General features: G+C 58.2%; 18 protein-coding genes and 2 pseudogenes. 3 read left to right on the forward strand and 17 right to left on the reverse strand.

Annotation, left to right across the window (positions count from 1 at the left end):
* Positions 1 to 16 precede the first annotated feature (16 nt).
* From B0E41_RS08595 to B0E41_RS27735, 15 genes and pseudogenes are all read right to left on the reverse strand, one after another.
* Entirely contained in the window at positions 17 to 658 is a 642-nt protein-coding gene (locus tag B0E41_RS08595; protein ID WP_077330671.1) for an OmpA family protein, read from the reverse strand.
* Positions 655 to 2,694 (reverse strand): type IV secretory system conjugative DNA transfer family protein, encoded by a 2,040-nt coding sequence (locus B0E41_RS08600; protein ID WP_077330672.1) that lies wholly within the window; start codon positions 2,692 to 2,694, stop codon positions 655 to 657. The genes B0E41_RS08595 and B0E41_RS08600 overlap by 4 nt, the downstream gene beginning before the upstream one ends.
* Positions 2,691 to 3,833 (reverse strand): P-type DNA transfer ATPase VirB11, encoded by a 1,143-nt coding sequence (gene virB11, locus B0E41_RS08605; RefSeq protein ID WP_077330673.1) that lies wholly within the window; start codon positions 3,831 to 3,833, stop codon positions 2,691 to 2,693. The genes B0E41_RS08600 and virB11 overlap by 4 nt, the downstream gene beginning before the upstream one ends.
* A gap of 5 nt (positions 3,834 to 3,838) precedes the next feature.
* Complete coding sequence (gene virB10 / locus B0E41_RS08610) at positions 3,839 to 5,176, reverse strand: type IV secretion system protein VirB10 (protein ID WP_077330674.1); 1,338 nt, start codon at positions 5,174 to 5,176, stop codon at positions 3,839 to 3,841.
* Positions 5,173 to 6,087 carry a TrbG/VirB9 family P-type conjugative transfer protein gene (locus tag B0E41_RS08615; protein ID WP_077330675.1) on the reverse strand — a complete coding sequence of 305 codons (915 nt, stop codon included), beginning with the start codon at positions 6,085 to 6,087 and terminating at the stop codon, positions 5,173 to 5,175. Before B0E41_RS08615 ends, virB10 begins: the two co-directional genes overlap by 4 nt.
* Positions 6,084 to 6,854, reverse strand: coding sequence for a type IV secretion system protein (locus B0E41_RS08620; protein ID WP_077330676.1), 771 nt, complete (start codon positions 6,852 to 6,854; stop codon positions 6,084 to 6,086). The genes B0E41_RS08615 and B0E41_RS08620 overlap by 4 nt, the downstream gene beginning before the upstream one ends.
* A gap of 44 nt (positions 6,855 to 6,898) precedes the next feature.
* The gene (locus tag B0E41_RS08625) at positions 6,899 to 7,594 is read right to left on the reverse strand and encodes a type IV secretion system protein (RefSeq protein WP_077330677.1); all 696 of its coding nucleotides are present in this window, start codon (positions 7,592 to 7,594) and stop codon (positions 6,899 to 6,901) included.
* 26 nt (positions 7,595 to 7,620) lie between these two features.
* Positions 7,621 to 8,655 carry a type IV secretion system protein gene (locus tag B0E41_RS08630; protein WP_077330678.1) on the reverse strand — a complete coding sequence of 345 codons (1,035 nt, stop codon included), beginning with the start codon at positions 8,653 to 8,655 and terminating at the stop codon, positions 7,621 to 7,623.
* A gap of 15 nt (positions 8,656 to 8,670) precedes the next feature.
* The gene (locus tag B0E41_RS08635; RefSeq protein ID WP_077330679.1) at positions 8,671 to 9,078 is read right to left on the reverse strand and encodes a hypothetical protein; all 408 of its coding nucleotides are present in this window, start codon (positions 9,076 to 9,078) and stop codon (positions 8,671 to 8,673) included.
* Complete coding sequence (locus B0E41_RS08640) at positions 9,075 to 11,585, reverse strand: VirB4 family type IV secretion/conjugal transfer ATPase (protein ID WP_077330680.1); 2,511 nt, start codon at positions 11,583 to 11,585, stop codon at positions 9,075 to 9,077. Before B0E41_RS08640 ends, B0E41_RS08635 begins: the two co-directional genes overlap by 4 nt.
* A complete protein-coding gene (locus tag B0E41_RS08645) occupies positions 11,569 to 11,901 on the reverse strand; it encodes a VirB3 family type IV secretion system protein (protein ID WP_077330681.1) in 333 nt (110 codons plus the stop codon). The genes B0E41_RS08640 and B0E41_RS08645 overlap by 17 nt, the downstream gene beginning before the upstream one ends.
* A gap of 18 nt (positions 11,902 to 11,919) precedes the next feature.
* Positions 11,920 to 12,210 carry a TrbC/VirB2 family protein gene (locus B0E41_RS08650; RefSeq protein ID WP_077330682.1) on the reverse strand — a complete coding sequence of 97 codons (291 nt, stop codon included), beginning with the start codon at positions 12,208 to 12,210 and terminating at the stop codon, positions 11,920 to 11,922.
* On the reverse strand, positions 12,207 to 12,716 hold the full coding sequence (locus B0E41_RS08655; protein WP_077330683.1) for a lytic transglycosylase domain-containing protein: 510 nt from the start codon (positions 12,714 to 12,716) through the stop codon (positions 12,207 to 12,209). The genes B0E41_RS08650 and B0E41_RS08655 overlap by 4 nt, the downstream gene beginning before the upstream one ends.
* Positions 12,717 to 13,124: 408 nt before the next feature.
* Positions 13,125 to 13,286, reverse strand: coding sequence for a DUF4113 domain-containing protein (locus B0E41_RS27730; RefSeq protein WP_290440845.1), 162 nt, complete (start codon positions 13,284 to 13,286; stop codon positions 13,125 to 13,127).
* Positions 13,287 to 13,337: 51 nt separating this feature from the next.
* A pseudogene (locus B0E41_RS27735) lies at positions 13,338 to 13,637 on the reverse strand (DNA polymerase V subunit UmuC); the annotation flags it as partial.
* Between the two features lie 330 nt (positions 13,638 to 13,967).
* Between B0E41_RS27735 and B0E41_RS26525 the strand changes: the two are divergent.
* The 3 genes and pseudogenes from B0E41_RS26525 to B0E41_RS08675 all read left to right on the forward strand — a co-directional run bounded on the left by B0E41_RS26525 (position 13,968) and on the right by B0E41_RS08675 (position 19,355).
* Positions 13,968 to 16,118, forward strand: a complete 2,151-nt coding sequence (locus B0E41_RS26525; RefSeq protein ID WP_171984711.1) for a hypothetical protein — start codon at positions 13,968 to 13,970, stop codon at positions 16,116 to 16,118.
* Positions 16,119 to 16,411: 293 nt separating this feature from the next.
* Positions 16,412 to 17,446, forward strand: a pseudogene (locus tag B0E41_RS27820) (IS30 family transposase).
* 187 nt (positions 17,447 to 17,633) lie between these two features.
* Entirely contained in the window at positions 17,634 to 19,355 is a 1,722-nt protein-coding gene (locus B0E41_RS08675) for a pentapeptide repeat-containing protein (protein WP_077330686.1), read from the forward strand.
* A gap of 277 nt (positions 19,356 to 19,632) precedes the next feature.
* Here the strand turns inward: B0E41_RS08675 and B0E41_RS08680 are convergent, their stop codons facing one another.
* Both B0E41_RS08680 and B0E41_RS08685 read right to left on the reverse strand, forming a co-directional pair.
* The gene (locus B0E41_RS08680; RefSeq protein ID WP_171984712.1) at positions 19,633 to 20,358 is read right to left on the reverse strand and encodes an autoinducer binding domain-containing protein; all 726 of its coding nucleotides are present in this window, start codon (positions 20,356 to 20,358) and stop codon (positions 19,633 to 19,635) included.
* Between the two features lie 31 nt (positions 20,359 to 20,389).
* Positions 20,390 to 20,827, reverse strand: coding sequence for a hypothetical protein (locus B0E41_RS08685; RefSeq protein ID WP_077330688.1), 438 nt, complete (start codon positions 20,825 to 20,827; stop codon positions 20,390 to 20,392).
* Positions 20,828 to 20,884: the final 57 nt, after the last annotated feature.

The following is a 20,884-nucleotide window of genomic DNA, read 5'->3' on the forward strand; positions in this document are numbered from 1 at the left end:
CTTGCTGGCGGATAGGTCAGGGCTGGTGCGGAGTTGCTTGTTGGGCTACTGGCAGCGTCCGGTACACCTCGATTTCGACCCGACGGTTGAGGTTGCGACCCTGGGGGTTGCGGTTGTCGGCCAGGTGGTCGCCACTGGGTTGATGGGTGGTGCGGATTCGGGTGGGGTCTACGCCGGAGGCAACCAGGTAGTCGCGAACCGCGTTGGCTCGGGCCTGTGCGATGCGGCTTTCGACGGATGAGTCCGCAGTTCCATCGGTGCGCCCTCGCAGCAACACCAGCGGTGCGACTTTGGCTTCCTCCACCAGCGCCGAGGCTTCAGCCGTTGGGATGGATACCTGCGTGCTGTTGAAAGCGAAGTGGACGATGCGCAGGCTGTTGGCCGTTGCTTTCACCTGGATCGACGCCAGCAGTTGTTGACGAGCCGCCATATGGGCCAACGTGGCGGCCGTGGTCTCGGCCAGGCGGCTGGATTCGGTGGCCAGGATGCGTGTGTTTTGCAGGTCGTTCTTGCAGACCTGCAACTCGACGGCCATTTGGGCGTTGGCGGGTCGCTTCTGGGATTCGTCCACTGTGGGTGGCTTGGGCGGCGAGCTGCATGCAACCAGCGCCAAGCTTAGAAGGCCGGTCCATACGAAACGATTGAATGGGGCGGTCATTGGCGTTCTCCTGTGATCTCCAATTGAGGTCCACCTTCCTCAGCAGGCAGGGGTGGGGCTTTGGTGCTTTCATCGGCTGCGTCTTCGTCGGCGGGCTCGATCGAGCCACCTCCGTCTTGAACGGCCTTGCTCTGTTCAAAGCGGTCCAGCAAGATGTCTGCCGCTTTTCCGGGGGGGCCGTTCAAAACCTCGGGTGCCAACTGGATGTCGTGGGCCAGCGCTTCAAGGTCCAGGGTGTGCATGTCGGGTGGAAGATCGTCGTCGGCGTAACACCAGCGTTGCTGGACCTTGGCCTGGTGTAGGTCCATGTTCATCCGGGGCACCGCTTGGGCAGGGCGTAGGCGAGCTTGAAACACCTTGTCTCGGTGGTAGCGGATCTTTTCACCGAGGATCGGTTTGCAGTTCTCGAAGATCACCACCAGGCGGTCCTTGCCCAGTTCCTTGAACTCCTGCGGCAGCAGCAGGGCGCGGCGTTGCTCGCTTTCGTTGCGGCTGACGGTGCTGTGGCCGTGTCCGCTGAAAGAACGGCTGCGCCCGCGTGAGGTGGCGCGCTCGGTGAAGTGTCCGAGCATGGCGCTGTATTCGTCGGCGTCGCGCTGTTCGCGTGGGGCGTAGAGGATCTGCAGGCCATGGTTGGTAGCGAAGGTGCGGGCTTCCTTGTCGCCATAGACCGCGTCCAGCTGCGACATGGCTTGCACCACCGTGAGCAGGCGCAGGTTGTAGCCTGCCAGGAAGGCCGCTGAGTGGGTGATGACGCCCACGCGGCCCATTGCGGTGAACTCGTCGTTGACCAGCAGGCATTGATACCGGAGGCTGGGGTCTTGTTCGGGCAGGTGCTGGGTGTTGAGGCTGACCAGTTGCGAGAAGAACAGGTTGAGCAAGGGGCGGGCATTGGCCAGCCGGTGCGGCGGAATGCGCACATAGACCGACATGCGCTGGCGCCGAAGGTCTTCGAGCCGAAAGTCGTCTGCGTTGGTGGCGGCATCGACTACCGCATCGGCAAAGATCGTGAGCGGCGCGTGGAAGGTGGCGACCACGCTGGACAGTGTGTTCTCGGAATTGCTCAGCAAGCGCTGCAGCGCATCGACGCATTCGTCGGTGAGCGGATTGCCTTGCTCACGGCGCTGGGTGATCTGACTGCCCAGGTGGTCTTTCAGCGGCTGACCTTTGCCCGAAGACTGGCGCAACAGCTCACCCACGGTGCGTGGCAGCTCGGGCGTTTCCAGCAGCAAAAGGCCCAGACCCAGAAACAGGTTGCGCGCCTGGTCGTTGAAGAAGGCTTCGGACGAGGTTCCGCTGCCGTCGTTGGGGAAGAAGACCTGGCCGATACCCAGCAAATCGCCGACCCGGTGCAGCGGGCTGGTGCGAACCGCCGTCAGCGGGTTCCAGCGGTGGCTACGGGCCTGTTCGTCGAACGGTGAGAAGGCGTAGACCGCCTGGCCGTGGGCGGCGCGGTAGCCCGCCGTGATGGCGTGGTTTTCGCCCTTGATGTCGAGCACGACCACGGAGTCGGGCCAGTTGAGCAGGTTGGGAATCACCACGCCCACACCCTTGCCGCTGCGGGTGGGGGCGGACAACATCACGGACAGTTGACCGGGCAGGGCGAGGTACCGGCCTTTGAATCGCCCGATGAGGATGCTCGGGGTTTCAGGGTTCTTGGCCGAATCAACAAGCCCAGCGCGGGCTACTTCGCCAGCCGAGGCGAAACGCGCTTCGCCATGCAGGGCCCGGCGTGGCCGGGCTGCTGCGATGAAGGCGCCTGGCAGGATGACCAGCAAGCCAGCGCCGGACATGCCCATGGCGGTGAACAGTCGCTGGCGCAAAACAGCATCTTCGGCATAGAGCTGCCAGTAGGTGGTGATGCTGCTCCACCGGGCCTGCCTGGGGTCGGCCTTGCTGAGCAGCAGAAACAACACCCCCGAGACATAGACCGCCGCACAGACCAGGGCAGTAGCCACGACCGCTGCAAAGGCGCCTGCGGCAACCCGCCGGCCCACGGACCAGGCGGTGAAGGGCAAGGCCAATGCCTGGCTCATGATGGCAACCCCTCGCTTGCAGCAGCGCCGGGCTCTGGCAGGGTGCTGGCGCGCAGCGGGTTGTGGCTGGCGGCGTGGTGCCTGCGCCGGGGTTCGTAGGCCACATCGGCAACGAAGCGGCCCCTTTCGTCCCGGTCGAACTGCACGATGACATCGATCACGATGCGCAGCAGACCTTTGATCTCGTCCATGCGCAGGCCGCCACCCGCGCCGCTTTCGCGGATCATCAGCGACAACTGTTCCAGCGCCAGATCGCAACTGCCGGCGTGCACGCTGGTGATGCTGCCCGGGTGGCCTGAGGCGGCCAGCCGGATGAAGGAGAAACACTCTTCACCGCGCAACTCGGCCAGGAAGATGCGGTCGGGCTTCATGCGCAAGCAGGCTTCCAACAAAGACTTGGCGGTGACCCGCGCCGTGCCCTGGGCGTCCTTGCTGTAGAACAGGTGGACCACGTTGGGGTGGTTGGGCAAGGTCAGTTCGGCCGTGTCTTGGATGGTGATCAAGCGCTCGTGTTTCGGCACTTCTTCGACCAGGCCTTTCATGAAGGTGGTCTTCCCCGAGCCGGTTTTGCCGCTGACCACGATGGTGCGGTGGTGGCGCACGGCCAGGCGCATGAAGTCGGCGTATCGGCCAGCGGCTTTCAAGGCCAGCAGCTCGCGCTCAAAGGGCTGCAGGCCGTCGTTGTGTTCCGGGTTCGGAGCAGCGGCTCTTTCACCCACGCGACCGAACAGGCCGTCCTGCTCGAAGTCGCTCAGCCGGAGCACCACATTCGAGGGCTTGCGGATGGTGATGGACACGGTGCCGCGTGGCACAGCGGGCGGTATGGCGAACTGGATGCGTTCACCGGTGGGCAGCGTGGCCGACAGCAGCGGGCGTTCCTGGTTGATCTGCTGGTCGCAGTAGGTGGCCAGCGCCGTGGCCAGGGACAAGCAACGCTCCTGTGTCATGGCCGGTGCGTTGACCGCTTGCCAACCATGGACCGTTTCCACCTGCAGCTCGCCGGGGCGGTTCACGCAGACCTCCAGCACGCCTGGAGCGTCCAGCTGTTCGCGCAATGGGCGCAAGAATTCCACCACCGAGGTGGCGTCGCCGCACCAGTCGTCGAGCGGGTCTTCTTCAATGCCGGGCAGGGTGTTCATCGCTTTCACCTTTCCCGCGGCTGGAGTTCGTAGACCGGGGAAAAGTCCACGTCGCGGGCGACGTAGATGCCGACGATGCCGCCTTGGTTCTGGTACAGCAGGGGCGAGATGTTGATGGTGCTGTCCAGCACCTTTTCGGCCAGCTTGCTGGTGTTGTCGGTGGTGGATGGCAGGACGATGGTGTCGGCCTGCTGGTCTTGCGTCTGGTTCTGGATCACCAGCTTGACCGAGTCGTCGATCAGCGAGAGCAGCATGGCGGCGCCGATGCGTTCGCCCCAGCGGTTGTCCACGAAACCATCAATCCCGGACTCGCCGAGCTGGCCGGTGCCTGGCGACTCGATGTCCACCGTCACGCCGTGCGGCGTTCGAACACGCGTCCACAACACCGGGATGCGAACCATGCCGGGCCGAACCGACGAGATGCGGTACTCGCCGTCCAGGTGCGAGCCGCGTTCGATCAGCAGTACGCGCCCGTTGTCGCCGTACACGTTGCGCTGGACCTGGCAGCCCACCAGGCCTGAGGTGGCACTGATCACCCTGGTTTTGAGTGCACAGGTGAAGGCCGTGCCCTTGGGCAGGGTGAGGCTGCGGTCGCCCAGCGTGCGGGCTGCGACCTTGGGGGTAGCCGAGCCCTGCAGTTGACCGCCGAACAGGCCCGCAGAAGGCGCAGGCAGACCCGTGCCCGATGAGGCACCTGCCATCGAGCTCAGGGCGCCAAGGTTGGTCGTGTCGCCACCCTGGCCACTGGTCATGGCCGTGCTTTGGGTCAGGTTGTCGAGCAGGCCCTGCAGTTGTCTCTGGTAGGCCTGCAGGTTGCGGCCGGTGTTGGCCACCGGATCGTCCGGGTTGGCCGAAGCGTCGCCGGAAACCGTTGCGTTGGGCATGCCCGCTGAGCTGGAGTGCCCGCCAGGACGCGAAGACACGATCAGAACCGGGGCATCGTCGGCCGAGAGGCCTTTGGGCGAAGCAGGCCCGTCGTTTCGTACCCCGATGGGCTCAGCCACCTCGTTTGTGGGCAGCAAAGCAGGCACACGCGGCGTGGGAGGGGCCGTCATGTCCAGTGCGCGCGTCCCGGCGCTGGCGGCGGAGGGTTTGTCGCGCACCAGCTTGGCGTCTTCGTCCGTTGCCGGTCCGCTGGTGAGGTAGCGGTTGATGGCAAAGCACGCAAAAAGCACCAGGGTCAACACCATCATGCCGAGCCCCAGCGCGCCCTTGCGCGACCAGTTGGCACTGCGTGCAGCCGTCACCTGGGGGATGCCGGGTTCACCCGGGAGCGGGGAGATGGTGTTGCCGTCCGCAGGCTCTGCAATCGACGGGTTGGGGGCGTTGGCTTGATCGTTCATGGCCTGACTCCGGTGGGGCGGTTGTCGAGAGACACGTTGGCTGCTTTGAGCACACGCTGCACACCCGGGACGGTGGTCGCCCCTTCCGCTGGGACGCCGTCCTGATCAAAGGCCTCGTTCCAGACGCCCACGACCGCGTTGCCCGCTCGCAGCATCAGTTGACGGCTGACGCGGTCCACCACCAGCAGGTCGTCTTCCATGCGGGCGTTGACCAGGGTTTCGCTGCCATCGCCGAGCACATGGAAGACCGCTGGAACTTCGCGGTTGCCCGGGAAGCGCAAGTAGGTGAATCGCCCGTCGTCGTAGACCAGGGTTGGCGCGATATCTTTCGAGTCCCCGCCTTCGGCCAGCGAATACTGGGTGTTCATCAACGAGGGAATGGCCTGCAGTCGTTCAGCCACCACCTGTTGGGGTGTCGGATGGGACGGCAGCGGAGGCAGGGCGGCGAGTGCCGCGAGGTCTTTCGCTGAAAGGCCCGAGGCGTGCTTGGTTTGTGCTGGCGCCTTGACGGTCAAGCGGTAGACGGGCTGTTGCCGATCGTGGTCGGGCAGCACCACGAAACGTAACGCATGCGTGCGACGGTCCGTGACCACGGCCAGGTTGTTGGGCACGTCCGCGCCGGACTTGGCTTTGACGAACAGGTTGCGGCCCCCTGGCTGAGCGGTCACGCACCAGACGGCATCGGCCTTGCTGCAATCGCCGCCCTGGCCTGCGGCCACCTCGGTGATCACTTCGTCTTGGGCGAGCACCACCAGGGTCACCATGCCCCGTTTGACGGGGACGGTCACCACCGCCGCTGGGTCGTAGACCACGTCGCGCAGGCGCGGGTCGGCTGTCTTCGGATTCGCTTGAGCGAACAGGCTTGTAGCCATGGAGCAGGCAACCAACAGCGTCAAGACAGTGCGCTTCATGGCCGTGCTCCCTGAGTCTGGGTGTTGATCTCCGGGTCGGACCGGTAGGCCGTCACCACGAAGCCGAACGGGTTCTCCAGCCGGTCGGCTTCTTTGGCGAGCACCTTGGGCTGGTACTGGTAGACGATGCTGGCCACGTGGCGGGTCGTGACGTCTGGCAGGTTGCGGTCGGTCAGCCGGACCACCTTGTCGTAAGTGACCGTAGCGTCGCTCAGGTTGCCGCTGCGTCCAGAAGCCCGCAGGCGCACACCCACGATGTTGATGCGCCATTCCTCAGCGGCGCCGATCTTCTTCTGCAACGCGCCGTCGCCCTCGAACTGCCGGTTGTATTCGGCGAAGACACCCGGTACGGCCATGCGCGCCACCTGGTCAAAGTCGCGTTGCAAGAACATCCAGCTGTAGCTTTCGCGTGCCCGCACAAAGGCCGCCAAATTGTGTTTGTCCAGGACCTCCATGGCGGGGATGGTTTCCTCGCTCAGCCGCTGCTGGATAGTGGTTTCGCCGGTCACTCGGTCCACCACGATGGGAATCTCCACCACGCGGCGCAGTGGTCCCTGCACGAACACGGCAGCGATACCGATCAGGCCCAGAATCAAACCGGCCACCGCGACCCGCCAGGCCCTTCGTTCCGAGCGTTCGAGCATCAGCGCGCGGTCGATTTCCCAGTCGCGGTTCGCGTTGAATGGCGCCGATTCGGCCTCGTTCGACGGTTCAGGGGGCCGTTTTGGCCATGCGGCGGCTTTACCTGACAACAGGATGGCACTCATGGGGTTCTCCGGTGGGTCTGGGTGGCGGCGGGACTCAGGCGGGGTTACGGCAGAAAGTCAGCCACCTTGCCAGTGCGGCCCAGCATCTCGTACTGCCGTTCACGCTCGCGCGAGCGAGCGATGCGCTCTTCGCTGTCGGCCATGCCTTGCAGCATCTGCACCTGCGACACCTCGTGGGCGAGTAGGGCATTTTCTGCGCCGATGCGGGCCTGGATTTCGAGCACCGACTTCTGGTCGGTGGTGGCGTTGATCTGGGTCATCAGCGACTGGATCTGGGTGAGGCGGCCAGCAGCGGTTTGCATGGCGTCTTGCAGCAGCCCCTTTTGTTGATAGGGCTGCGCCAGAGCGGCCTGGCACTGGGTTCGGGCGTCGCCTGTGAGGTCCATGCAGTTGTAGATCATGCTCACGTCGCGCAGCACCTTGGCCGTGGCGTTGAGCCCGCTGTAGCCCGACGTGTTGACCGCGTTGAGGTAGGTGAAGGCCTCGGCCGGGATGTAGTTCTTCAACAGCGGGTTGTTGAACACATCGCCCAGGTTCCTGATGCCGTTGATGCTCTCGATCTGGGTTTGCAGTTGTCGAATCTGCTGAATCTGGTTGTTGATTTTGGTGATGTCGTTGATAACCTGCTGCACGGTCTGGACAAGGTTGGCCATGTCGATTACGGGGATGCCGGTGGCTCGCGCTTGGGTGGCGCCCAGAGCAATGAGGACGGCAGCGGCAACTTTGAGGCGGGTGTGCATGGTGAACTCCTTGGTGGGTGGGTTGGTCAGGACCGGCCGCGTTGGGCGGCGAGTTTGTAAGCGGCGGAGCGCGCAGCGCCGACGCCTCGGCGGGCAATGGACGCAGCGGTGTGTGGAAGACCGGCGCCTGCGCGGATGACGCCGCCAGCGCTAGCGACGGCGCTGGTGCTCCGAGCGGACGAAGCGGAACGCAGGCCCGAAACCATCATGGCGTTCTGGATCATCTGGATGCCTTGCTGGATGGCGGCACCGCCGGTGAGCGCCGAGGCCAGGCTGGGTGCCTGGAAGCAGATGATGGCCATGAGGACCATGACGACGCAGTACTTCAGGCTTTCCCCGACGACGTTGAACGTCGAGCCCTGGAAGCCACCGTTGACCTGGACGGTTTGCACAATCGCATCGCCCATGAACGCGCTGATGCCCAAGGCGAAAAATGCGAACCAGGTCAGTACGACGGCGTTCAGCACCATCGACAACCAGCTGTCGAAAAAGCGTGCCGTGGGGCGCCACGCCAGGCACAAGATGAACAGTGGGCCCACGGCGATCACGAACGTCAGGAAGAGCTTGGCCAGCGTGACGACGAAGAGGGCGATGCAAAGAAAGACGACGTTCCCGATGGAGCAGACCACGGCGGCGAAGAGCAGGTCCAGACGCATGATTCCCGCGTCCTTCAGCAGATCGAGCACCAGTTGGCTGGCGCTGTCGTTGAACCTGTCCAGAAGGGCGTAGGGTGAAGAAATCGTGGTGGGATCTGCGGCTGCCGGTAGAAACGTGGTGGTCACTCCCGTTGCCAGCGCATTGGCGGTGTCGGCCACATTCGCGACGTAGAAACCCGATTGCAGAGCAAACGCCAGCACCAGGCCGATCTTGAATACCTTCCAGAGAAAAGTGGGCACCGTCTCTGGAACCTCATTGCGCAGAACAGCCCACCCATACAGCGCCACCCAGATCGTCATCGCCGTCAGTGCGATCGGTGCGATCCCGGTCATGAGCGAACTCACGACGCCGAGCACATACGTGCTCAGGACCGCATCGAACTGTGAGCCGACCCAGGCAAACATGGGATTTCTCCTCGGCTATTGAACAGCGCTGACAGGGAGGCTTTTCAGGCTGACGCACTTCCCCGAACTATCCGGTTGCGCGCACTGCACCCACTGGCCGTTGACTTTCACGATCCAAGCGCGTGATCGCTTTTCAACGCCGTAGGTCGAGGGCCTGCAGGTCGTGGGTCGCGCAAAGACCTCGGTGCACTCGACCAGACCCGAATCGCTCTCCAGCATCTTCCAGCCACCGCCAGCGCAGCCAGGCTTGGCTGCTGGGCATGGCGAGCCCAAGGCCACCGACGGGAGTGGCGGAACCTCCACCTTCTTGGTGCCATCGGTCATGACACGGACCGCCTCATTGCCTTGGACGAACTGGGCGGAGGCGGCGCTGGTGGCCAGTACCAAAGCGATCATCGCAATCCATTGAATTTGGGATTTCATGGGGTTCTCCTTGCAGTACGGGATTTGCGATCCTGAACCTCGCGCAGCAACGCTGGAAGCCACAGAAACGGATCGTTACCGTGCCGTTCACGAACGGTGTCGAGCAGGGCCACGTTGTCGGTGGTGGCCGAGAGCACGGTGATGAAATCGTCCATGCCGCTGAGGTCCAGTTCGCAGATGGCGCTGCTGTGGCCTTGTTTGACGAGGAAGCGGCGCCCGCCCTGCGCGCCGAGGCTGCGCACGATGCCGAATTCGGCCTCGCTGAGCCCAAAGCCTTCGACATACTCCTCGCGCACCGCTTCCGGGTTGGCCAGGAAGATCTTGGTCACGCTCTGTTCGACCATGGTCCGCCCGATGGGGTGGCGCAGCACATCAGACGGGCTCTGGGTGTCGAAAATGCCCAGACCGTTTTGCTTGCGGATGGTCTTCTGCTTCTGCTTGGCGAAGTCGCTGAAGATCTCGTGATCCAGCGCTTTCCAGAACTCCGAGATCACATAGATCAGGCGTTCGCCGTTGACCAGCTCTTCCATCACCTGCAGCAGGTAGAGCATGACCGGAGTCCGCACCTCGGGCAGGTCCAGAAACTCCGTGGTGTCAAAGGCGATCACCGATGCCGCGTCCAGGTTCGCCAACTGGTCGTTGGCTTGGTCGAACACCCAGCCCAGGGCGCCACCTTCACACCAACGCCCGAGCCGCTCGTACAGGCTGTTTTCACCCGACTTCGGCAGGTTCTGGCGAACCGTCGAGAAGCGGCGCAGGGCGGTTGGCATGGTGGCCACCGTCTTGACGGCGTCGGCAATCGCTCGCTCATCGGCCGGTAACAAGGGCAGGGCGGGCGTGGCGATGCAGATGCGGACCAGCTGTTCCCAGAACTGGATACGCGCAGGTGTCGGGTCGCGCTGCAGCGGGTTCAGGTGGGTGGGCTTGCCCGCTTCGAGGGTGAAGTAGCGGCCGTTGAGGGCGCGGATCGCGATCTCGCAGCCTCGGTCCAGGTCGAACAGCACCAGGCGAGGCGCCGGGTTCCATTTGCGGGTGAGCGTGAGCAGGAACATCTCCAGCGTGGTTTTGCCAACGCCGGTGGATCCGATGATGATGGTGTTGCCCGGCAGCTTTTTGTCGGCAGAGTCTTCGCCTTCTGGGCTGCTGTGCAGGTTCAGGTAGAAGGGCTGGCCCGATGGGGTGCGCAGCAAGGCCAGCGCTTCTCCCCATGGGTTTCCGTCGCGCTTTCCACGGGCGAAGTTGTGCCCGCTGGCCAGCGCGGCGAAGGCGCGGGAAGATAACTTGGCATCGCGCGGGCGCCACTGCCAGTTGCCCGGCATCTGGGCAAACCAGGCGGCATCGGCCACCAGATCCACCGGCGACATCTGCAGGCTGGAAGCTTCGCCCACCGCGCCGATGGCTTGCGCAGCCCGCCGCCCGGCATCGGCCAGACTGTCTTCGCCGGGCTGACCGAACACCACCAGGCTGTAGTGGTACTCGCCCATGCAGAACTGCCCATCGCCCAGCTCGTTGAGCGCTTCGTCCATATCGGCGATCTGGCTGGCCACCACGTCGTCGCTGGCGATCAGCTGGTCGCGTTGCAGCTCCAGCGCACGCATGGCCTCGCGCCGGGGCAGTATCGAAAAGCTCTGGGTTTCGATGAATTCGCTGTCTTCGTAGAGCAAGGCGTTCAGGATGCCGGGCTCCACCGCATCGGCGTATTCCTTGATGTCTACCAGGGCCGCGCAACGGCGCTGTTCGCCATGGCGCAGTTCCAGTTTGTCTCCACCGAACGAAAGGCGGGTGGTGGGCAGGGTTCGATACAGCGGCCCTGCTGCAAGGGGCACCGGCCTCCAGCTGCCGTTGACCAGGTAACCCAGAAACTCCGCCAGTTCCGAATACCACCTTGAACCTTGCATGCGCGCCCCCAGCAGTTGAGGGCCAAAGCCGCGCAGCACCCGGTGCACGAATGCGGTCCGTTCCTCCATCACGCGCAAGGCTTCAGTGTGCGCTGCAGCAATGGCGGTTTTCGAACGCTGGGTCGATTGCAGTGCCCGGCTGAGGCGAGAGGTATTGGGCCGGTAGACAAGCGTCAGGTACAGCTCGTTGCTCATCATGGCGTGTTTGCCCAGCCTGGCCTGGTAGGCCTGTGACAGGTCGCGTGCAAAGCCAGATTGCAGCGGGTCTTCAAGTTGGTCGTGGATCTTCCGGTGCAACCGGTGGGTCCACACGGCCCATTGGCCGCCCGCCAGATTGCGCAACAGGCTGCACAGGGCTTCATGCCGTTCAGCGATCAGGTGTTCGTCGGCGCATTCAAAGGCCACGCCGTCTAGACGCCAGACTCGCATGAAATCGCCCCCACGCGTGATGACGTCGTGTTCGCTGACCAGTGAGGAGAAAGGCACAAACCGCGTGAGCGGGTTCTCCTTCAGCGCCTGTACCCAATGGCGCGGTTGTGGCTGACCTGCAGCAGGGCGCCCAGAGCGACGAGGGGCCGCGCCGACAGATCGGTCAAACATGCCAAACATCGGAGCCTCCCCGGTAGAGCGTGGGCGAGTAACTACGCGCGCACCAAAACCGCCGGTTTCGGTCGTGCAGCTTCAGCTTGAGAGCCACAAAAATCTGCCGGAACCGCTGGTCATCGCGGGCCGTCAACCAGCGCATCCAGAGCAACACCGGTGCGATGGAAAGGACCGCACACAGCGCTAGCCACCAGCTCACAAGGATGCCGCCCCACATGATCAGCAACATGCCGGTGCCAAACAGGATCACCAGCGGCACCAGCGGGATGCCCAGCTTCATGGCCGGGCGCGTGGCGCCCTTGTAGATGGCTTCGGCTTGCATGGTCTGCACCTTCAGCCGTCAGCTAACGATGTAGCTGGCGAAGGCCGCTGCCCCGCCCACCAGCGTGCCGCCAATCAGCACGTTGGCCACATCAGCCAGGCGTGCGCCTTGAAAGATCATCTTGAAGCCGGCCCAGATGATCGCGATGGTCACCACGGCAATCGAGATCGTCACCAGGATGGTGTTGACGTTGGTGACCGTGGTGTTGATCTTGTCGAAACCCTGTGCCCAGCCTTTGGAGGCTGCAGTCAACAGAAGCAGGGCCGTTGATGCGCGGCGCTGGGGAACGAAGAGGCGAAAGCGGTTCATGACGGCTCCTTCACGGGGGTGGGTTGACTGATGGGGAGAGGGTTGCTGGCTGCGGCGACCACCTTGCGCACGTAGCCATGGCGAAAGCCGGTGGTGAAGTTGCCGCTGTAGTAGCAGGAGAGGGCGGCGCGCAGCGCTGCCTGCTCTGCTGATGCCCGAGACGACTTGCGTTGCGCCCGCTCGAAACACTCGCTCAACACCGTCTGCATGGCGGCCAGGTTGGAGCAAGGTTCGAAGGCCGATTCCAGCGATAGACCCAAGCGCTGGAAGTTGCCCAGGTTGATTTGCCCAAGGCCCACGCTGAAGTTGCGGCCGGTGGCCTGCAAAGCCTGCGCGGTGGCCAGTGCCTCGGTGCGGTGGCGGGGTTGGCGTTGCAGTGAACCGCCTACGATGCCGATGGCCCAGGGGTTGAAGGCGCTTTCGACACTGACCAACGCATGTGCAGTGGTTGCGTGCACCTGCGGAGCGCAGGCCAGTGCGAGGGCTAGGAATGTGGACGCGTCCATGGTGGCGGTCCTCAATGCCTGGCTGAGGTGAAATGCCAGCACTGGGAGTCGACTGGAGATATCTGGTTCATGGTCAAGTCCTCGGTTCGACGTTGTTCGTGAGGCGGCAGTGCTTGCCTGCGCTCTGAACACCGTGAAGTCAATGTAGGACTTGAAACCCCCTGCGCCGCTGCTGGATTTGGGCTGTTTTCCAGCACATTCGCGGCGCGCGAGGCCCTGCCGCCTTGGCGCGCCAGAAAAAAGAAACCCGGCGCGAAGGCCGGGTAAATCAAAGTCGCTGTCACACGACTTTTCAGGGAGGAGGGACGGCTGTTTAGGTCGCCCCGAGTGCATTATCGATTCGGCTTGCCCGAGCCGTCTATGAAAACTTGCGCCCGGGTGCATCCGGCACCCCTCCATTTGGGCATGTCAGGTCCGTACCACCGGCATATCTTCCCATCGGGTCGTGTACTGAGGCGTGCGGCGTTCTTGCTTCATCGACCACCGCCTCTGGTCCCCTTGCAGCCCAGTGCTTCCCAGCAGGACCGTGCCCCTGCCATAGCGCCGGTTGAGCCCGTCCAGCGCACCCATCAGCCTTCCCTTGCCCCGCTCTTCCTCTGGTTCCAGGGCCAGCTCAGTCTGGTGCACTGATGCCGGTTGCAGCTCCAGAAACATGACACCTGCTTTCGCGTACAAGAAGTCGGGCTTGAAGCTGCAGTGCAGACCGGCCAGCGCTGCCTCAACGATCCGGTTTGTGTCTGATGTCGGTCGACGCAACGGAACCACTATGGAGCGGCTGTACTGCGGGTCAGCCCGAAACGGGCTGGTCCGAACGAAGGTGAGCACCTGGCTGGCATGGCCGTCCTGGCGGCGCAGCTTCTCGGCTGCTCGGCTGGCAAATTCGCTCACGGCCTCGCTCAGATCACCCAAGGCGCTCAACGTACGGCCGAGTGACTAAGCGTACGCAGCTTTCTCATCGTCGAGAGCGATCAGGTCTCCAAGGTCAATCTGTTGTGGAGGCCCATCTACCAATGTAGTGCTTTTTTCACACTCGTGATCAATTTGTTACACGAGAATGACACTTTTGAATAAAATTAGCCCAAAGAGTTAGAGAGGTTACATATGTATCGGCAATTGATTCCATTTTTCGTGAAAAAACTTCTTTAACTTGTGATTCCATTAGTGAATTCAAACTAAATCGTTGCAAGGTTTTGGATTCTCATCTTAACTCAAGAAAACTGTGTATAAAATCAAACATTGAGAATGCGTACAATGAAAAATATCGTGGCTGAATTAGTTAGGAAACACTTAAATAAAGATGGTGACCACCCTTTTACCTTTAATATTCAAGATTTCTATGTCGAATGGTTTCAGGTGCGCGGTAGGGCGTACACATTCGTGTTTAAGGAAAATCTCTCTACTACAAACATGCAGTATGCAGAAATCTTTCCGTTGATTCGACAGTTCTCGGAAACTAAAGGGGAGGTTGAAGGAGGTGCTCAAAATATACTGTTTCACAGTTCATCAGATTTTAAGCGGACCCTAAGTAGTGTTATTCAGCCATATCTTGAAGATGCCGAATCAATGGAGGATATTGATTGGGATGGTTTTGTTGAAGCATATGGATCAATGCTAGGTTATGGCATGGTGGCGGATGCTCGATTTGGCACGTTTTCCCTATATGTACCACCGACGTTAAGTGTTGCAATCAGCCAGGTGTGTGCACAGAGTGGATACATTGATTCTTGTGGGTTGCAGGTATATCTATGTGAGGTTAGCAAGGGAAGTGCGAGTGTGTTGGTTTCTTCATTAAAAAAATATTTGCTAAATAGAAGAAAGAAAAGTTCAGATAAACATCAGCATGAAAAGGTTCGGTTTGAAGTCTGGTCTCATGAGCGATCGGTGGTAAAAAAAGACTCCGATGCCGTCATTAATTCACTTCGAATCTATGCAGACAAAGTTCGCTTAGGGAGCACAAAAATCGGTGATCTTGTTGATGATTTCATCAAATCCGATGACTTTTTGAATGGCGAGATTCAATTGGAATCTTCTGGGGAAGACGCTGATGGCACGATATGGGTACTTCAAGATCGCAATGCGCATTCTAACGGGTTTCCACATCCGGGAAATAAGCGTTATATTCTTTGCTATCATCAAATTTTCAAAAACTGCAATCCACTGCATTACTTTGATGAGAACAAGCCGGCTTGGATAGCTCCAATAACATTGCCTCACAAACTTCTAGGCGCAATGTTGAACCTGACCAGGCCTTGGAATCGACAAATCAAGATTCACGATCCTTTCTGCGGAACCGGATCGCTCATATTCGAAGCTTTTAAAGATGCTCAAGTCTATGCTTCTGGCGGTGACCTGTCTCCCATGACCCACATTCTTGCGGGGGATAACGCTTCATTCTTAAGGCTTAATCAAGACGACCTAAAGGAAATAAGCGTAGCCTTACGCAATGCCGCAACCATGGCAGTTGAATTGCCCATCAATCTGCTGGACCCTAAAGTGCTTCTAGTTCTGAAGACTAGTGAAAATTCGATTCTTAGTAAATCCAACAACTACACTCGACCGTTCTTTAAGGATTTCGTTGGGGCCCTTGAGGCTTTGGTTGTTCTTAAGGGTGCTCCTGAAAACAGCCAAAGAGCCCCTGCAGATTTCCAGTATGATGCGAAATTTATAAAGTCATTTCAGGAACTACCTTTGCGCTCTAGGATGTTCTTTTATTCAATGTTGAGGACGGAAGTGCGGTTTAGAGAATCTGCTCGAACAAGCACCAATTGGGCGCAATTATTCGAAAAGAAGTGTGTTGAGTTGGCGGAGCAAATGGTAGCATTGGCAGCCTGGAAAAGCCGTGATAGAAGCATAAATCGTGCTCGCCCAAGAATGCCTGAAAGCATTATTGGATGTAGGAACGCGGATGCAGGGTACTTTGAGGTCAGCATGAATCCCTCGTCATTCGAACAATTCAATGCTAGCTATTTATTGGCCAGAATTCAATGCGTAGGTGCCGAGCAAGACTGGGATAAATTAGTTCAGTCTTCTGACCTATATGATTGTATTGTCACTGACCCTCCTTATGGATTTAACACTGAAGAGGATTCATCAACTCTTGCAAAACTTTACTATAGATTTCTTCGCAAGTGGATCGCAAGAATCAAGCCTGATGGTCATTTGGTGTTGTGCCTGCCTCAAGAGGCCTATAACGGACAGCCTCTTCCTAGCTGCACCAATCCTCAAATAGTTATTAGTCAGATTTTGGCGATTGCAATAGAACTAAATCGGACAGCATTCTTACCTGTGCGAAGCTTGGCGTCCAATTCTCCTGGATCTACAGCACCGTATTATTGGGAGTCGGCTAAAGTGCTTCGAAGAACAATATTGCATTTTCAGTTTATTGATATGAGAACAGGCTAGAAGAAGATCAATTCTAACCGCACCGTTTGAAGGTTACCTCTTTCTTTTGCGAAGTTTATGATGGCTTATTACACTCTCCAAAAGCAAAATATTCATTTCTTAAGGTTCAGGCTGTCACAAGCCTTTATTCATTAGGTGCTAGTTGGCACGCTTGAGTTCGTGAATTTGCCCATAGAACTGAGCAACTCGAAGTGTGGTTCGCCGGATCGCCGCTTCGGCGCATCCAATTTCGCATTCTGTCTCGGCGGATTCAAGTCTGAAGTGCAACACCAGCCACCAAGTAAGGTCCGTAGATGCAAAGCGCCCCGTTCAAGCGCCATCAACAGCTCCAGCCTGAAGACCGCGTGACCCTGGTCAGTCTGGCCCAGCAGAAGTACAGCGTTCGTGCCATGGCCCAGGTTCTGGGGCGTTTTCCGAGCACCATCAGCCGGGCACTGCGGCGCAACGCCCAGCCCGGAGGCTACGCCAGCACCACAGCTCGTACTTTTGCCCAACGGCACGCCCTCAGGGCCGTCCCACGGGCAAGCTTCATCGTGATGGCATCCTGTTCAGGTTGATGCGCCACTTTCTGAACGAGCGCTGGTTGCCCGAACAGATTGCCCTGACACTGGCCCGCATATTCCCCAATGGCCATGAGCACCGCGTGTCGCACGAGACCATCAACAACTGCATCTTCGCCAAGCCCGTGGGCGAGCTCAAACGCGAGCTGATCGCCACCCTGCGCCACGCGCACAACAAGCGCGTACCCGTAGCAAATGGCAAGGCCGGCGCGGTCTGATCCCAGACATGGTGAGCATCCACCTGCGCCCACCCGAGATTGAGGATCGGCAGTTCCCCGGGCACTGGGAGGGCGACCTCATAAAGGGGCGGCCAACGCCAGCGCGGTGGGCACGCTGGTTGAGCGCACGAGCTGGCTGCTCATGCTCATCAAGCTGCCTGAGTTCAAGCCTGCCAGTGCAGCCAACGTGATGTATGCGTTCTCTGACAAGCTGCTGGGGATCGCAGCGCCCATGCGCCAGAGCATGACGTACGACCAGGGCCGGGAGCTGGCGATGCACAAAGAGCTGAGCCGTCGCACGCAGATGGCGGTGTACTTCTGTGACCCGCACAGCCCCTGGCAGTGGGGCTCCAACGAAGACACCAACGGCCTGGTGCGCCAGCACCTGCCCAAGGGCACCGATCTCTCGGGCTATAGCCAGGAGCAGCTCGATGCCATTGCCGATCAGATCAGCGACCGACCCGGGAAAGGTCTGGGCGTACGATCACCCATGGCGGTTTATCGAGAACTCCTACTCATCAGCCCGCAGCATTCCACCCTCGTTCATTGAACGCCTGGGTGTTGCACTTCAGACTTGAATCCGCCCACCGTAACGTCTTCCATTCGGGTATATTCTTTCTGTTTCTGTTTACCAGTATAGAGAGGTCTATCGGCGAGTTTGTTGTTCATTTAAGAATTGAAACTCGAAAATTAGATTGTGTGCAAAGACTTAGCTGATTTCTTAGTAGGATAAAGCCATGCTCGAATACATTTCACCAAAATGGATCCCTGCTCTTTATAAAAAACTTCTCGCGATTCGAGGTGAGCGAAAGGATGAGCTTACAAAGCTCGGAGACGTATTTGGAAATGTACTAGACTTGGCAAAATTCTACATCGAACCAAACTGCTCTCATATAAATCCAGCTGATATTGACGAGGATGAGCCTGTATCTTATGTGGCAACCAAGATATCTAGCACAATTAATCAATTTCTAACTGGTGAATTTGCAGTAAAGGATGACGGTAGAAATCAGTTATTTATTTTGTCAGATGCCGGTATGGGAAAAACATCATTTCTCATGATGATGAAACTTGGATATTTAACAAGTTTTTGGCCAACAAAAGATAAATGCGTACTCACAAAAATCAATTCAGATACAGTGTCATTCATCAACAGCATTGAGGATAAAGGCAATACTATCTTGCTGTTAGATGCCTTAGATGAAGATCCCACTGCTTGGGGAAACTACAAGGGTAGAGTTCTTGAGCTGCTAAAGTCTAGTGTAAAGTTTCGACGAGTTATAATCACATGTAGGACGCAGTTCTTTCCTAACGAAGAGATCGACCCCTTCAAGCGTGTCGGACGCATCAAGATCTCGCAGTTTGTTTGCCCAATGATCTATTTGTCGCTTTTTAATGATCGCCAAGTGGATGAGTACCTTGTAAAACGATTCCGTAATAGTCCTGATTTGCTTGGGAGAGCGAGGACCATCATTGATAACATGGGCTCATTACGATTTAGGCCCCTTTTGCTTGCGCACATCGACGGATTCCTAGATTCAACAGCAACATCTTGGTCTGAATACAACATTTTAAAGATATTGATAGATACCTGGCTAATGCGGGAGGAGAGCAAGCTATATGAACAGGGTAGGGCCATTAGTCACATGTTGTTGCTGGAGGCATGTGTTACCGTCGCTGCCTTAATGCAAAAAAAACGTTCTAGAGAAATATGTGAAAAGGACCTGTTGGCTGCGATTGAGATATACCCTGTCCTTAACGATCTCCAATACATCGAGTTTGGTGGCAGATCTCTATTGAATCGAACCTGTGAGGGAGATTATCGGTTCTCTCATTACGCCATTCAGGAATTCATAATGGCATATGGCCTAATCGAAAATTTAATCGCCAATCGCTTAAGGCCGTTGCCATACTCAGAGAATCTGTTGTCATTCATATTAAATGGGTCTGATAAGACTTTCAAGCTACTGAGTATCGACTTTTCAAATGTAGAGTATCAAGGGGCCAAATTTGAAGGGATTGATTTTTCCAGCGTGAGTTTTTCAGGTGCTACACTGTTTCATACCACATTTAAGAACTGCACGCTCGCAGGATGCAATTTCTCTAGATCTGTATTTTCAGGCTCAATTGATAATACATGTTATGAAAATCTGGATTTTAGTGGGTGCGACTTCACTGAATCTAGTTTGGCCCTTACGCATTTCAAGAATTGCAATTTCAAGAATTGTAGATTCGCAAATGCAAAGCTGGAGGGGGGTGCATTTATTAACTGTAATTTTGATTATTCTGATTTTACGTCATCAAGTTTAACGGCTTCGAATATGTCCTATTCTTCATTTAGGCAGTGTACTTTTGTTAAAGCAAACGTGCTCGGATTAAAGGTGGACAAAAGCTTGATGCAGTCAGACTATTCGAAGGCGGATAATGCTGATAAAATTTGCATCATGGTTAGGTATTGATTTAACATTTATTTCAGCAACGCAGACATTTGAATTGATGCCACTGCCTTTAGTTGGTTTTTGCACGCACTTTTTCCTGGTCATTGGATAAATCCACCGCACTTGCGGGCCATTGAGAAATTCCTTTGACCTTCGCTGGGGTCACTACCTCAGGTTTGGAGTGCTTTAGAACAGTTGGTACCGATAGTCGAACGGTCGCTTAAGGGTTAGTGTGATGCACGACATGTTGCTGCGTTTGTATGAGCCAAGTCGAAACAGGCCAATCTACGTACCCAGCCTAAAGCAGTCCGTAAAGGCGCGCGATCCGTACAGCAGTGCGTCTGTCCGGTGCTCCCAGCTTTGCATTGACGCGCTGAAACCGGCTGTCGATAGTTTTGGCCTCAAGTTTCATGGCCGCACCGATCACTTTGCTGCTGTGGCCGGCGGCCTCGCAGCGCAGGAGCTGCAGGTCGGCTTCTGTGAGGCGCACCCCTTGGAGCAGTTCCTCACGCATGGACTTTGCAATCGAGTGATGCAACTCCATGGAGAGTGCGCGCGCCAGCACTCGCACCTGTGGATATTTTTCGCCCGCGAACCTTTCGAGGTCAGTTGATCCCAGGCACAGGACCCCCACCCTTGACAGGCCAACCGAGCTGGGGGAAGGTGCGATCAGAGCAAAGGCGAAGCCATGCTCTGCAGCTGCTCGGATGAACGCGACTTCTTTTTGTGATGAACAGACCAGGTTGCTGGAGCGTGCGGGTTCCGCGTTGCTCGATGCATACCGCAACCAGGGATCATGTTCGAACCAACGTTGAGCAGCGTATTCGGCCGGCCATGCTGGATCGCATGCCCAAAGGGACCGAACAGAGGTTCGGGTTGCATGGTCCCGAAGGCAGCTCAGGAAGAAGCCTGCATCCGCACCAAGGCCCGCAACGGCCTCGCGAAACAGTGAGAGCACTTCGCCCGAGGACCTCGCATCTGTGATCAATGAGAGGATCTGAAGTACGCGCGCGTTGTCGACCATCGCAGGTCCGCCTGAAGCAAGCTCGATGCGATCAGACGTGGAATGCAAAGGCCGCATGACCCTCTCGCCCCAGTTTGCTAAACAGCAACCCATCATCAAAACGCAGCGGCTCAACCGCACACCAGAGGTCGAAGCTCTTGACGTCGTGAAAGACCATGGTCTGCACCAGCCGCATGCCCGAAGCTTGGCGTTGGGTGCGCTCCATCAGCAGACCGTAGCTGGTTGCGCGCAGGAGGATGGTCACGCTGCCATCGTGATTTGCCAGCAAGGTATCGCCCGCAGCGATGCGCTCTGAACTGCGAGCTGACGTCGATGCGGCAGCGTTGGTGCGCTTTGCAATCAGCGCCAAACGTTTGGAGCCCAGTGGGCGTGCGAGCGCGTCGATAGGGTCGACACGGCGTTTGACCGAACGGCGTGTCACAACCGCAGATGTCGACGGCGTCACCTCGGGAAGTTGAAGGTTGTTCATCCCCACTCCAGTAGGTCTGGTTGACCGACAGGCCACGCAGTGCTGACACCGCGTAAC

The sequence above is a fragment of the Hydrogenophaga sp. A37 genome, from assembly GCF_002001205.1.
Taxonomy (GTDB): Bacteria; Pseudomonadota; Gammaproteobacteria; order Burkholderiales; family Burkholderiaceae_C; genus Hydrogenophaga.

Bases quoted from the DNA above. Each gene is read 5' to 3' on its own strand.
- B0E41_RS08620 (WP_077330676.1), bottom strand. From the start codon at position 6,854: ATGAGTGCCATCCTGTTGTCAGGTAAAGCCGCCGCATGGCCAAAACGG.
- B0E41_RS27730 (WP_290440845.1), bottom strand. From the start codon at position 13,286: ATGGGTGCGCTGGACGGGCTCAACCGGCGCTATGGCAGGGGCACGGTC.
- B0E41_RS08640 (WP_077330680.1), bottom strand. From the start codon at position 11,585: ATGTTTGGCATGTTTGACCGATCTGTCGGCGCGGCCCCTCGTCGCTCT.
- B0E41_RS08625 (WP_077330677.1), bottom strand. From the start codon at position 7,594: ATGCACACCCGCCTCAAAGTTGCCGCTGCCGTCCTCATTGCTCTGGGC.
- B0E41_RS08675 (WP_077330686.1), top strand. From the start codon at position 17,634: ATGCTCGAATACATTTCACCAAAATGGATCCCTGCTCTTTATAAAAAA.
- virB10 (WP_077330674.1), bottom strand. From the start codon at position 5,176: ATGAACGATCAAGCCAACGCCCCCAACCCGTCGATTGCAGAGCCTGCG.
- B0E41_RS08630 (WP_077330678.1), bottom strand. From the start codon at position 8,655: ATGTTTGCCTGGGTCGGCTCACAGTTCGATGCGGTCCTGAGCACGTAT.
- virB11 (WP_077330673.1), bottom strand. From the start codon at position 3,833: ATGAACACCCTGCCCGGCATTGAAGAAGACCCGCTCGACGACTGGTGC.
- B0E41_RS08650 (WP_077330682.1), bottom strand. From the start codon at position 12,210: ATGAACCGCTTTCGCCTCTTCGTTCCCCAGCGCCGCGCATCAACGGCC.
- B0E41_RS08600 (WP_077330672.1), bottom strand. From the start codon at position 2,694: ATGAGCCAGGCATTGGCCTTGCCCTTCACCGCCTGGTCCGTGGGCCGG.
- B0E41_RS26525 (WP_171984711.1), top strand. From the start codon at position 13,968: ATGAAAAATATCGTGGCTGAATTAGTTAGGAAACACTTAAATAAAGAT.
- B0E41_RS08595 (WP_077330671.1), bottom strand. From the start codon at position 658: ATGACCGCCCCATTCAATCGTTTCGTATGGACCGGCCTTCTAAGCTTG.
- B0E41_RS08685 (WP_077330688.1), bottom strand. From the start codon at position 20,827: ATGAACAACCTTCAACTTCCCGAGGTGACGCCGTCGACATCTGCGGTT.
- B0E41_RS08645 (WP_077330681.1), bottom strand. From the start codon at position 11,901: ATGCAAGCCGAAGCCATCTACAAGGGCGCCACGCGCCCGGCCATGAAG.
- B0E41_RS08655 (WP_077330683.1), bottom strand. From the start codon at position 12,716: ATGGACGCGTCCACATTCCTAGCCCTCGCACTGGCCTGCGCTCCGCAG.
- B0E41_RS08615 (WP_077330675.1), bottom strand. From the start codon at position 6,087: ATGAAGCGCACTGTCTTGACGCTGTTGGTTGCCTGCTCCATGGCTACA.
- B0E41_RS08680 (WP_171984712.1), bottom strand. From the start codon at position 20,358: ATGGTCGACAACGCGCGCGTACTTCAGATCCTCTCATTGATCACAGAT.
- B0E41_RS08635 (WP_077330679.1), bottom strand. From the start codon at position 9,078: ATGAAATCCCAAATTCAATGGATTGCGATGATCGCTTTGGTACTGGCC.